The organism is Clostridium sp. UBA1652 (assembly GCF_002320975.1).
In the GTDB taxonomy this organism is placed as follows: domain Bacteria; phylum Bacillota; class Clostridia; order Clostridiales; family Clostridiaceae; genus Clostridium_T; species Clostridium_T intestinale.
The window spans coordinates 38,396-51,979 of sequence record NZ_DCLI01000039.1; the positions used below are offsets into that span (position 1 = coordinate 38,396).

Below are 13,584 nucleotides of genomic sequence, written 5' to 3' on the forward strand. Positions count from 1 at the left end.
TTTATATCTGCGGTGGTAGCTCAGCTGGATAGAGCATTTGGCTACGGACCAAAGGGCCGGGAGTTCGAATCTTCTCCGCCGCACCAATAAAAGCCTTGCTATAGCAAGGCTTTTATTTTTTATATTTTTAAGGTAAAATTCTTGAATCAATTAATGTATAATATCATTAAAGCAGTAGGAGATTTAGGAAAGAGAAGGTAAGAAATATGGATGTTAAAAAAAGAATAGAAAAATTAAGAAGTTTAATGAAAGAAAATAAAATAGATGCATATATAATTCCTAGTTTTGATGCACATCAAAGTGAATATGTAGCAGAGCATTGGAAAGGTAGACAGTGGATATCGGGTTTTACAGGTTCTGCTGGTACTGTTGTTATTACTTTAGATGATGCTGGATTATGGACAGATGGGAGATATTATATTCAAGCAGAAAAGCAACTTGAAGGTTCAGGTATAAGATTGTTTAAGATGGCAGATCTAGGGGTTCCTTCATACACAGAATGGCTAAAAAACACTCTTAAAGAAGGTAGTACAGTTGGATTTGATGGAAGTGTTTTTTCAGTAGATTTATTTAAAGGAATGGAGAAAGCATTTAAGTCTAAAAACATAATTATAAAAATAGAAAAAGATTTAATTGATGAAATATGGGAAGACAGACCAGAAATACCTAAGGAATTAGTTTTTTTACATGGAATAAAGTATGCTGGGAAATCAAGAGTAGAAAAATTAAATAAAGTAAGAGCTAACATGAGTACTAAGGGGGCAAATTATTATTTATTAACCTCTTTAGATGATATAGCATGGCTACTTAATATTAGAGGTAATGATGTTCCCAATAATCCTGTTGTAATTTCCAATGTATTAGTGGGTGAGGATAAGTGCTATTTGTTTGTTGATGGGTCAAAAGTTACTAATGATATAAGATTAGAGTTAGAGAATGATGGAATAGAAATTAAAGGATATAATGAGATACATCAAATTTTAAATCAGTTATCTATTGATGATTCAGTTATTTTTGATGCAAATAAAACAAGTATTAGTATGTATAATTCTATTAACACTGATACAACTAAACTTGAGGAACCTAATATAACTACAGCTTTAAAAGCTATTAAAAATGAAGTTGAAATAGAAAATCTAAGAAACTGCCAAGTAAGTGATGGATTAGCTATGGTTAAGTTTATAAAATGGCTTAAAGAATCTGTTACTAAGGAAAAGATCACTGAAATATCAGCACAAGAAATGTTGGAGTCTTTTAGAAGACAACAAGATTTATTTGTTGAACCTAGTTTTGATACAATAGCAGGATATAAAGATCATGCTGCTATGATGCATTATAAGGCAAATAAAGAAACTCAATATACTCTTAAAGATGAGGGGTTTTTCTTAGTAGATTCAGGTGGACAATATTTTAACGGAACAACAGATACTACAAGAACTATTGTATTAGGAAAGCTTAGTGAAGAAGAAAAAAGAGATTTCACCTTAGTATTAAAAGGACATATTGCCTTAAGTTCAGTTAAGTTTTTGGAGGGAGCAACAGGATCTAGTTTAGATGTACTTGCAAGACAACCTATTTGGGAATATGGATTAGATTATAAATGTGGAACTGGTCATGGAGTAGGCTTTTTCTTAAATGTCCATGAAGGACCACAAGGTTTTAGAAAAGAACCTAACAGTGTGAAGTTAGAAAAAGGAATGGTTATTACTAATGAGCCTGGCATATACAAAGAAGGAAAACACGGTGTTAGAACTGAAAATATAATGCTCGTAGTAGAAGAAGAAAAAACAGAATTTGGGCAATTTATGAACTTTGAAGCTATTACCTATTGCCCTATAGACTTAGATGGAATAGATAAAGATATGCTTACATATAAGGAAAAGCAATGGTTAAATGACTATCATAGAATGGTATATAAAAGATTATCTCCTTATTTAGATGATGAGCATAAAGCTTGGTTAAAAAAAGAAGCTAGAGAAATATAAAAATATATATCAAGGTCAGATTTCAATAATAAGAAATCTGACTTTTTTTGCTTATATATAATTATTTAATAAAAAATAAATATAAAACAATACTATAAATACAAGTTATATTTATAGATAGTAAATATTTTGAGAAATATTGTCGGAATTTGGTTTTAATTGTATTAAATATAATATATAATAATTATTAGTTGATTTTAAATATTAGAAAGGTATGGTGAGTATGAATTATAAAAGAGTAAGAAATTATTCATTAATAATAGCGACAGTAATAATGAATATAATTTATTTGATATGGAGAATTTTTTTTACTATACCGACTAAGGCTGGAATAATATCTTTAGTTTCAGCTATTATTCTATTAATAGTTGAAATAGTGGGAATGTTAGAAGCAGCAGTACACTATTACAATATGTACGATATAAAACATCCAGAAAAACCACAGATAGATGATGAAAGTCTTTTTCCTGATGTAGATGTTTTTATAACAACATATAATGAACCAGAAGAATTACTTTTTAAAACTATAAATGGATGCAAGAATATGGACTATCCAGATAAAAAGAAGATACATATATATTTATGTGATGATGGAAATCGTGAATCAATGAAAAAATTAGCTTATGAAATGGGAATAGGATATTTAACTCGAACTGAAAGAAAAGGAGCAAAGGCTGGGAATCTTAACAACGCTCTTGAGAAGTCAAACTCACCATTAATAGCAAACTTTGATGCAGATATGATTCCTATGCATGATTTTTTAATGGCTACAGTTCCATATTTCCTAGGCAATGAAAAAGTTGGATTTGTGCAGACGCCTCAAAGCTTTTATAATACGGACTTATTTCAGTATTATCTTTTTTCAGAAGGAAGAATTCCTAATGAACAAGATTATTTCTATAGAGATGTACAGATTTCTAAAAATAAAAACAACTCCATAATATATGGAGGAACAAATACAGTAATAGCTAGAAAAGCTCTTGAAGATGCTGGAGGGTATTATACAAAGGCAATAACAGAAGATTTTGCTACAGGGTTGATAATACAAAGTAAGGGATATCAGTGTTTTGCAGTAGGAGAAGTTCACGCATCTGGTTTAGCGCCATCTGATTTAATGAGTCTTGTTAAACAACGTCAAAGATGGGCAAGAGGATGTATCCAGACAGGAAGAAGACTAAATATATTATTTAGAAAAGGACTTAATTTTAGTCAAAAGATTAGTTATATATCCTCCATTTCTTATTGGTATTCAGGGCTTAAAAGAGTTGCTTATATAATGGCTCCAATATTATTTGCTGTATTTGGGGTAATAGTTGTTGATTGTAATCTGACAGAAGTTCTGATATTTTGGCTTCCTATGTATTATTTAAGTAATAAAGAGCTAAGGAGTTTATCTAGAAATATTAGAACAACCAAATGGACTAACATATATGAAACTATTTTATTTCCATCTCTTGTAGTACCAGTTATATTAGAAACCTTTGGAATATCACAAAACAGCTTTTTAGTTACAAGTAAAGACAACGCTAAAGTAGATGATAGAGTATATAGATTAAAAAAAGCTATACCACATATAGCATTTGCAGTACTTTCTATAATAGGAATCTTTAATTGTATAAGAATGATTTTTGAGGCAGGATCAGCCACATATAGTGTAGTTTTATTTTGGCTTGTAGTTAATTTTTATAATATTTTAATGGCAATATTTTTTATGGTAGGAAGAAAGTCCTTTAGAAAAACAGAGAGAGTTTTAGCAGAGGTTCCTTGTAAAATAACCTATAACAATAAAGAGTTAAACTGCAAAACTATAGATGTATCAGAAGGTGGATTAGCAGTTAGATTCGAATTTCCAGAATACATACCCTATGACGAAATAATAAAAATTAAGTTATTTACAGATAGATATTTATCTGAATTTAGTGGAAAAGTTGTACACATAGCAAAAGGGGAAAAAGAGTGGAAATATGCATTTGAAATAACTGATATAGATAAAGATAATTTTAAACAACTATTATACATAACCTATGATAGAGTTCCAACTCTCCCTAATAATTTAGATGAAAACACCAGTATATTTGATGATATAAGAGTAAACATTCTTACAAGAAATAAAAAGTTGTTTCTGTTTAAGAGAAAACTACCAAGAGTGGATTTAGATAAAACAATAGCTTCAAAAGAGTGTGGAGATGTAAAACTTAAATCCTTTAATTATGAGTATATGGCTTTGGAAGGTATTAGTGAATCAATATTAAAAGATAAAATTACTTTAAGAATAAAAGAAGATATAGAGATTATAGGTGATTTAGAGAAGGTTCAAGACAAAAACATCTACCTTTATAAAATTAAAAATTACAAAGAAATAGCTGACGATAAAGAGCTAAGAAATATATTAAATGACTGGATAAGAGAATACAATGAAAGTTTATCAGAAAGCTCTGTAGTTAGAAGAGAGGAATCCTTTGATGAATTTAATGAAATGCAATTTTTATAAGATATTTATGACTTTTTCTCTTGTATTTTTAGTAATAGGTAATAATAGAGTAGCTTTAGCTGAGGAAATAAACAATTATCAGAAAATATCTCCTGAAAATATATATTTAGAAGGAGATAAAGCTAAATTAAATTATGACTTTGATAAAGCTAATAATAGCTTGGGGATAAAAGTTAATTCTATAGGTCTAGAGGAAGGATATTATACATCAAATTTATATAGCAAAGGAAAGTATGATTGGAATAGCTTTGGTATGATATCATTTAATGTTCAAAATAATTCTCAAGAAGAATTGAAGTTTAACTTTTCTGTTGTAAAAACTGATGGAACCTTCCTCTCAGTTAATGAAGATAAATCTGTTTTAATAAAAAATGAAAACAATCAGGATTTTGAGAAACTGTCACCTGCTTACGGGACTATAAATATACCCTCTGGATTTAAGGGAGTAGTTTATGTACCTTTTACGAGTTTAAATAGTAAATCAGGTGATAATAATCAACACTTATTTTCCAATATAAGTTCGTGGGGAATAAGCATAACGACAGAGGAAAATAAAGAAAAAGATATACACCTAAGTAACTTTGCACTTATACCTAAAGATGATCCATTTATTAAATATGGGGATTTGAATTTTAAAATAGAAGGCGATGATAGAGTACAAATACCTGTGCAAGGGGAAGCTATATCCATATATAAAACCTCACTAAATGAAGATAATGTGATTTATCGTTTAGCTGAGGATTATGAGGGAGTTTCTATAGATAAGTCAGGAAAATTAACCTTAAACACTTCAGTAAATGTAGAAAATATAAAAATAGAGGCAAAATATGAAGATCTAGTAGTTAAAAAAGAAATTCAATTATATAAATCATGGACTTTAGATGCAAAAGAGCTAGATGGAACTAGCAAGAGTATTCCAGGAGATGCGGAAGTTAAAAATCTTATGGGTGGAATTTATACCTTAATTATGTCCCAAAGATTTATAGATTTCATTAGAGGAATATGCATAGTCTTAGTTCTAATATTCTCTGGATTATATATTTTTTGGAGTAGAAAAAAGAATATTAGATAAAGTGTTGTTTGATTGAGAGGTAATAGAATGCTGTTTTCAAGTGTTATATTTATATTATATTTTTTACCAGTAGCTTTAATATTATATTATGGAGCTTTTTTTTCTAAAAGCTTACAGAATTATATATTACTATTTTTAAGCCTAGGGTTTTATGCTTGGGGAGAGCCTTATTATGTAATTTTGATGATAGCCTCAATAATTTTTAACTATGTAGTGGGGCATCTGATAGTAGGCTTTAAAAACAAACCATATAGTAAATATTTTTTAATATTAGGTTGTGTAGGTAATTTAGGATCATTATTTATTTTTAAATACTTAAATTTTTTTATAAAAAACATAAATCAACTACAAGGATATCAAATTCCTATGCCCAAGATAGCTTTACCTATAGGAATTTCATTTTTCACTTTTAAAGCAGTATCGTATCTAGTAGATTTGTATAGGGAAAAGACTAAAGCAGAAAGGAATCCTCTATATGTAGGATTATATATAGCATTATTTCCACAACTTTTAGCTGGGCCTATTTCACGCTATGGAGATATAGTAGATCAAATTAAAAATAGAAAGTTTACTTGGCAGAGGTTTTCAGTAGGAACTTGTAGATTTGTAATTGGTATGGGAAAAAAGATTTTAATATCTAATAGTATGGCAGTGATTGTAGATAGAATTTTTCAAATGAACTTAAACTCTGACATTGCAGTAACTTTAGCTTGGCTTGGTTCTATAGCATACACCTTTCAAATATATTTTGACTTCTCAGGGTACTCTGATATGGCCATAGGAATAGGGCTAATGTTTGGATTTAAGTTTGAAGAGAATTTCAATTATCCATACATATCAAAATCCATTACTGAATTTTGGAGAAGGTGGCATATATCTTTAAGCCTTTGGTTTAAGGATTATCTATATTTTCCTCTAGGTGGATCTAGAGTTAAAAATAAAGATAAACTTATAAGAAACCTATTAGTAGTATGGGTTTCAACAGGAATATGGCATGGAGCAGAATGGACTTTTGTAGTATGGGGATTTTTAAATTTTGTATTCATAGCCTTTGAAAGGTTAATATCCTTTAATCAGATTGATATAGCTGCAAAATATAAGAGAATATACGCATTATTTATTATAAATTTAGGGTGGGTAATATTTAGATCGTCTGATCTTTTAGAAGCAGGAAAATACATATCTTCAATGTTTGGATTTACACAAGGGGGATTCTGGAGTCCATACACATACATGTTTATAAAAGAAAATTTGGTATTTCTAATAGCGGCAATAATTTTCTCTACGCCAATAGCAAGAAAAGTTAATAAATTTATTGTAGATAAATCTTTGGGACATAATATTTTAGAGGGATTATATCCACTTGCAATAGTAGGTATCTTCTTAATATGTATGGCTTACATTGTAAAGGGTAGCTACAATCCTTTCATTTACTTTAAATTTTAAGAGGGGGTATTATGGAGAGATTTTTTTTCAAGAAGCTTATAACTTCTATTTTGATTGTTTTAATAATCTTTGGATTGTCGATAACAAATCTAATAAATAATTATAAGCCTATAATTGACACAGTAGAAGCCCAAAAGAATATTTCCATAAGTAATAGTATAAAAAACATAGATGCATCAATTAAAGATAATACCTATGGAAAGTATGCTTTTATTGATTTTTATGGATATCTACAAAAACTAATGGGCAAAAATGAAGAATCAAACTTTGGGGTTGTTAAAGATGATAATGGGACGCTTCATTACACCTTTTTTGGAGATAAAGCTAATCCCGTATATGAATTAGTTAAAAGAACTGAGGCACTTAAAAATGGATTAAAAGATGAAAGTGTAAAGTTTGCATACATAATGCCACCAGACAAATACTATAAAGGTTATACAAGTTTACCTTATGGAATTCCATATAATTATGCAAATGAAACTGCAGATTCATTCCTTGATTTATTAAAGCAAAATAATATAGAAACCATAGATTTAAGAGAAAATTTAGCTGAAAGTGGCATTGAACCAAAGGACTTATTTTTTAAAACTGACCATCATTGGAAAATAGAAACTGCTTTTTGGGAGTTTGGACAGTTAGCTAATACTTTAAAAAATAATTATGGAGCTAACATAGAGGACATTGATTTTTACACTAATAAAGATAATTATAATTTTATAACTTATAAAGATTCTTACGTAGGTTCAATGGGGAGAAAAACAGGAATACCTTATTCAGGAGTAGATGATTTTACACTCATATATCCTAAGTTTAATACTGATTATACATATTACTCAAAAACTGGAGAACAAGAAACCAATTTAAATGGAAGATTTGAGGAATCACTTATGACCATATCTCCATTTAGAACAAATAAGGGAGTATATGCTTTAGAAGGAGATAAGTATTCTTCATATCTATTTGGTAATCAAGGGATAGTTCATGTAGTAAACAAAAAAGTACCTAATGGTCCCAAGTTACTATTTGTGAAGGATTCTTATACAGTCGCCTTAGCAGCATTTTTATCAACGGTGTGTTCAGATATTTATATGGTAGATCCAAGATATTATACTGGGAACATACCAGAGTACATAGATAGTGTTAAGACTGATTATGTGTTTGTATCATTCTATCCTCAGGACTTGACGGAAGATTTCTTTAAGTTTTATGAAAAATAAATTATAAAAAAGTAGGTGTTAAAGCTTTTATGAAAAATACATATAAGTTTATAGGACTATTTATTGTAATTATTTTAACATCGTTACTTATATTTAAATTTATAAATAATAATATTAGTGAAGATAAGGATATGTATAGTAAAGATTATTATGAAAAATGGAAGAAAAGCTTTGTAGTAGCTGTAGATTCAAATAGAAGCAAAGTAATAGATCCACAAAGAAATAACATAACAGTAAGTGAAGGTATGGGTTATGGTATGTTATTTGCTGTGGCACTAAATGATTCGGTGGAGTTTGATAAACTTTGGAACTTTACTAAGAATTATTTAGATGAATATGGACTTATGAATTGGCAGATAGATGAAAGTGGAAAAGTAATAGGAGAAGGTTCAGCATCAGATGCAGATGAAGACATAGCTTATGCCCTACATCTTGCAGCTAAAAAGTGGGATAACAAGGATTATTCTAAAGCAGCAAGTGATATGATAAATTCCATAAAAAAATATGATATATCTTCTGAATATATATTGCTGCCTGGAGATAAATGGAGAGATAATATAAAACTTAATCCCTCATATATAGCACCATTATATTATTTAGATTTTCAAAATATAGAAGGTCAAGATAAAAATTATTGGAAGAAAGTTAGTGAAGCTAACATAAGTTTACTTGAAAAGCATGCTGATAAAGATACAGGATTTCTACCAGATTGGATTAATGAAGATGGTAGTGTTGAAGATAAAGACAATATACTTGGATATGATTCAGTAAGAGTTCCAATAAGGTTATTAAGCTTTTATAAGAGAAGCGAGGATTCAAGAGCGAAAAATATATTATTAAAACAAGAAGGATTTTTAAATAAAATAGGTGTAAATAACCTAGTAGCGGGATACAGCACCAGAGGAGAAGGGCTGCAAAGCTATATAAATACTACTTATTTAGCTTCATACACTTCCTCTGCACTTATAAAACCTAAATCTTCATTAAGTAGGGAGCTTATAAATAAACTTAAAGAAGAAGATGACAATAGCTATTATGGAAGCTCTTTAAAGCTTTGGATATTTCTTATTGAAGAAGGAAGACTCTAAACATTCATTTCCATTGAATAAGAATAGTCAAGTGGGTTAATAAAAGCATTTGTACATGAGATAGGAATATTTTTATCTATATAATAGATTCTTGTGAATCTTACTATAAGAGAACCTTTTTTCATTGAAAGAATATCTTTTGGAGCAGTAATAATATTAACTATCTCTTTTTTCTTAACTATATCTATATCATTATATTTTTCTAAAGTTTCACGTAAATCTAAGTCAATTTCATCTATATTTTTAGGAAGAATAATATCATTCTTTATTAGGTTTTGTAAAAGACCAATAGCTCTATCATTGGAAGATATTTCAGTTTCAACTACAATTGCCTTATACCCTTCATTTACATTTAATAGAGTTGCATAACGACTGGGAAGTTCATTTGAATATAGAGAATTACTTAGGGTGTAATTTTTTATATTACCACTCAAGAAACTATCTGAATCAGTTAAAATGTTTTTAAAACTTCTTTGAAGCTTGTTGTTTATAACGACAGTTCTTTGTCCTTTCTTTTTAGAAATATAACCATCCTTAACTAATTGATCTAATGCTCTTACAATTGTAGTTCTGTTTACATTAAACTCATTGGATAGATCTATCTCAGAAGGAATAAAGTCTCCTACCTTATACTCTTCATTCTCAATTTTTTCTTTTAAAATTTCTTTTATTTGATAATAGATTGGTAATGTGTGTTTATTACGATTTATTTTCATTTGTTTAAGCTCCTTTTAATTTATACTTATAAATTATTCTTAAAAGTTATATTTTGTACCTTCATTGCATGATAGCCTGAGTACTTGAGTCCTCAGGTAGTCAAGTGCTCAGGTACTCAAGTACTTATGTAGTCAGGCTGTTAAAATATTTATTTTTAAAATTGGATAAACTAATAAAAAAACTAGAAAGGTAAAAATAATATGAATTATGATTTTTTTATTAGTTCTTTAGATGACCATAATCAAGAAAGTATTTTATTATCTGAAAAAATAAAACCTAAAGAAGTCATATATGTTTGTGAAGATGAAGAAAAAAGTATAAATAGATTAGAGGCTTTAAAAGAGTTTTATAAAGAAAAGTTTCCTAAGATTATTTTTAATAGCATAATAATTAAAAATATTAATTTAAAAGAGATCATAGGGGAACTAGAGAAATATTTAAAAAAGAAATGTATCGTAAATTTAAGCGCTTCAGACAAAGTATTGAATATTATATTAATGCATATATGTGAGGTTTATAATCTTGAAGGTATTTGCCTTGATATAGAAAAGGGCAGGGTGCTAGAAGTTATAAATGGACAGATATTTATGAATAAGCACAGTGATATGGATTTAGATATAGATGAGATAATAGAGAGCTTTGGAGGAAGTATATTAGTAGAATCTACTGATATTGATAATAGTGAAGTTATTAGAAAAATAAGTCACACCATAGCTAATAACTTAGATAAATGGGAAAGTTTAAAATATAGACTTTATGATAAAAGAATTTTTATGGTAGACGAGATAGATTCTAGAATTATGAGAATTAATTTAGAGTTTCTGACTAATGAAGAAAAAAATATATGCACTTCTACTCTTAAGTTCTTAAAAGAATATGAGCAGCTTAGTTATAATGAAAAATCAGAAAGTATAACTATAGAGTTTAAAAATGATTATATAAGAAGTTTTATATTTAAGAGTGGAAGCTGGTTAGAAGCATATGTGAAAGATGTAATATCTGAAATTAAACAGATAGATGAAGTAAAAAGTGGTGTGGTTTTTTTATGGAATGATGAAAGGGCAAGAATTAAAAATGAAATTGATGTTATGGCAATTAAAGATTCAACGCTTATATGTATATCCTGTAAAGATAGTGCTAAATACGATGATGTAGCACTAAATGAGCTTAGTGTATATAGTGAAAAAGTTGGAGGAGATAATATAAAAAAGATTCTTGTTGCAACAAAGGAGCCACTAAAGACCTCCATGTTTTCAAGAGCTAAAGAGATGGATATTAATATAGTAATATTTGATGGAAATAGAGAGAAGTTTAAAAAGTCTTTGGAAGCGGTTGTAAAAGGAGAGCTAGTACACTTATAATAGAGTTAATATATAGAAGGTGGGATTAGCATGTTTTTTATAGGAATCTTTGGAATAGATAGAAGGCATAAAGAGATAAAAGAAATTAAAGATGTTTCATGCAAAGAGTGTAAGGATGGAACTTTGAAACTATACAAAGAGTATTCTTTATTTCACTTTTTCTTTTTACCTTTAATTAAGTGGGGAGAAGAGTATTTTATATTCTGTAGTAAATGTGGAACTACATATGAACTCAATAAAGAGAAGGGTAAAAATGTAGAAAAAGGCATAGAAGAAATCAGCTATTGGGATTTAAAAGTTCTAAAAAGAGGAGTAATAAAAACTTATTGTAATAACTGTCATAAAGAACTTAATGAAGATTATGAGTTTTGTCCATATTGTGGAGAAAAGATTTAAGCAGTACTCAGTGGGAGTACTGCTTAATTTCTATATTTTTTTACCTATTGTTTCGCCCATTAAAACCTTAGTTTCATATCCTAAAGCGGTTTGAGCTACGATATCTCCGTCTATTTTTAAGGTATCCTTTTTAAAGAATAAAATTGTGGTAGAACCTCCAAATTTAAAGTAACCTTTTTCAGAGCCTTTTTTAACGGGTTCTCCAGTCTTATAGGTTTGAATTATTGTTCCAACACAGGTAGCGCCTACTTCTACATGTATGATGTCATCGAAGTTTTCAGATTTAAATATACTCCATTCTCTTTTGTTTTGGCAGAAAAGTTTAGGTATTCTTTCTAAGGCTATAGGATTTACTGAATAATAGCCTCCATTAATAAATCTACTTTCTCCGCATACCCCATTATCTACAAAATGAAATCTGTGATAATCCGTAGGACATAATCTTAATATTAAACATACCCCACCATCATATTCTTTAGCTACTTCATCATCTTGAAGAAGTTCTTTTAGGGAATATGTTAATCCCTTAATTTGAACTAGTTTATGCATATCTATGTTTTCAAAAGCACTTAATCTTCCATCGCCAGGAGATACTAATATGTTAGGATTTTTATCTATAGGTCTAGCTTCCTCAGTTAATTCCCTGATAAAAAAGTCATTAAAACTATTAAAATCAGATGCTTTTTTTCTGCTTTTAGTCATATCTATATCAAAATCATTTATAAACGAATTTATCTTTTTTATACTTCCTCTTGTATCACAGTAAGAGCCATATATTTTAGAAAATAGCTTTTTCTTTATCAAAAGCTCAGTTATATTTTTTCCTACGGGAGAAGAATAAGACCATTCGATGTATTTTCTACCAGCCACTTTTTCTTCTTCATATTCTTTAGTTTCTCTATTATAGATTTTTATCATAATTTGCCCTCACTTTTTAAATATTATAGACTTAATTTTAACATAATATATATAAAATATTAATACTCAATAATAATCATGTATAATAAAAGTTAGGGTCTAAATCTTTGATTTACATCCCTAAACTTATTCTGTGAGAAATTAATAGTTATTCATAATTTAAAGTGATATAATTAATATGCTTATATGTTTAAATATACTGACTAGTTATCAAGTTGAACTATCTAGGGTTGTACCAATTTTAAATTACTATTTTGTAGTGTAGTAGCTAGATATAAGACAAAACATATGGAGAGGATGCGGAATGAATAAAACAAAAAAGTCGATCTTTGATGCGGCTATTAAAATTTTTTCTAAAAGCGGATATAATGGTGCTACTATGGATGAAATAGCTTTAGAAGCAGGGGTAGCAAAGGGAACCTTATATTATCATTTTAAAAGTAAAGAGGAAATCTTTAGATTTATTATAAATGAAGGTTTAGGAATATTAGCAGATAAGGTTAACTATGTTGATAAAAATGAAAATCCTATAGATAATCTTAAAACTATTTGCAGAGCTCAATTAGCAGCATTATATGAGAATAAAGATTTTTTTAAGGTTTTATTAAGTCAACTATGGGGGCAGGAAATAAGACAATTAGAACTTAGGCAACAATTAAGAAAATATGTAGACAGAATAGAACTTTATATAAAAGATGCAATTAAGAAGGGATATATAAGAGAAGGAAATGCCAATTTTATGGCCTATGCCTTTTTTGGAAGTCTATTATCTGTTGCTGTATATGAAGTTATAAATATAGATCATATTAATTTAGATGAGATTGTAGATAATCTTGTATTATACAATCTTAAAGGATTAGAAAAAAGATAAAAAACATGAGTATTAAATTTTA

General features: G+C 28.7%; 11 protein-coding genes and 1 tRNA gene. 10 read left to right on the forward strand and 2 right to left on the reverse strand.

The genetic code is table 11. The features are described from left to right. Positions 1–9 precede the first annotated feature (9 nt). The 7 genes from B3N22_RS06635 (at position 10) to B3N22_RS06665 (ending at position 9,299) form a co-directional block, all read left to right on the forward strand. Positions 10–86 (forward strand) — tRNA-Arg (locus B3N22_RS06635). Between the two features lie 120 nt (positions 87–206). Further along, the gene (locus tag B3N22_RS06640) at positions 207–1,985 is read left to right on the forward strand and encodes an aminopeptidase P family protein (protein ID WP_286905649.1); all 1,779 of its coding nucleotides are present in this window, start codon (positions 207–209) and stop codon (positions 1,983–1,985) included. Between the two features lie 223 nt (positions 1,986–2,208). Further along, complete coding sequence (locus tag B3N22_RS06645) at positions 2,209–4,476, forward strand: glycosyltransferase (RefSeq protein ID WP_286905651.1); 2,268 nt, start codon at positions 2,209–2,211, stop codon at positions 4,474–4,476. Continuing rightward, positions 4,448–5,548, forward strand: a complete 1,101-nt coding sequence (locus tag B3N22_RS06650) for a hypothetical protein (RefSeq protein ID WP_286905653.1) — start codon at positions 4,448–4,450, stop codon at positions 5,546–5,548. The genes B3N22_RS06645 and B3N22_RS06650 overlap by 29 nt, the downstream gene beginning before the upstream one ends. Before the next feature lie 27 nt (positions 5,549–5,575). After that, positions 5,576–6,994: an MBOAT family O-acyltransferase gene (locus B3N22_RS06655; RefSeq protein ID WP_286905655.1), complete on the forward strand. Its 1,419-nt coding sequence runs from the start codon at positions 5,576–5,578 to the stop codon at positions 6,992–6,994. Between the two features lie 11 nt (positions 6,995–7,005). Beyond that, positions 7,006–8,211, forward strand: coding sequence for an alginate O-acetyltransferase AlgX-related protein (locus tag B3N22_RS06660; RefSeq protein WP_286905657.1), 1,206 nt, complete (start codon positions 7,006–7,008; stop codon positions 8,209–8,211). A gap of 29 nt (positions 8,212–8,240) precedes the next feature. Next, complete coding sequence (locus B3N22_RS06665; protein WP_286905659.1) at positions 8,241–9,299, forward strand: family 8 glycosyl hydrolase; 1,059 nt, start codon at positions 8,241–8,243, stop codon at positions 9,297–9,299. Here the strand turns inward: B3N22_RS06665 and B3N22_RS06670 are convergent. Beyond that, on the reverse strand, positions 9,296–10,015 hold the full coding sequence (locus B3N22_RS06670) for a GntR family transcriptional regulator (RefSeq protein ID WP_286905661.1): 720 nt from the start codon (positions 10,013–10,015) through the stop codon (positions 9,296–9,298). The two genes, B3N22_RS06665 and B3N22_RS06670, sit on opposite strands and share 4 nt — an antisense overlap. Before the next feature lie 201 nt (positions 10,016–10,216). Between B3N22_RS06670 and B3N22_RS06675 the strand changes: the two genes are divergently transcribed. Further along, the gene (locus B3N22_RS06675) at positions 10,217–11,377 is read left to right on the forward strand and encodes a Card1-like endonuclease domain-containing protein (RefSeq protein ID WP_286905663.1); all 1,161 of its coding nucleotides are present in this window, start codon (positions 10,217–10,219) and stop codon (positions 11,375–11,377) included. A gap of 30 nt (positions 11,378–11,407) precedes the next feature. After that, positions 11,408–11,773 carry a zinc ribbon domain-containing protein gene (locus tag B3N22_RS06680; protein ID WP_286905665.1) on the forward strand — a complete coding sequence of 122 codons (366 nt, stop codon included), beginning with the start codon at positions 11,408–11,410 and terminating at the stop codon, positions 11,771–11,773. Positions 11,774–11,803: 30 nt separating this feature from the next. Here B3N22_RS06680 and B3N22_RS06685 read toward each other — a convergent pair whose 3' ends face one another. Continuing rightward, positions 11,804–12,691, reverse strand: coding sequence for a phosphatidylserine decarboxylase (locus B3N22_RS06685; protein WP_286905667.1), 888 nt, complete (start codon positions 12,689–12,691; stop codon positions 11,804–11,806). A gap of 304 nt (positions 12,692–12,995) precedes the next feature. Between B3N22_RS06685 and B3N22_RS06690 the strand changes: the two genes are divergently transcribed. Then, positions 12,996–13,562: a TetR/AcrR family transcriptional regulator gene (locus tag B3N22_RS06690; protein WP_286905669.1), complete on the forward strand. Its 567-nt coding sequence runs from the start codon at positions 12,996–12,998 to the stop codon at positions 13,560–13,562. Positions 13,563–13,584: the final 22 nt, after the last annotated feature.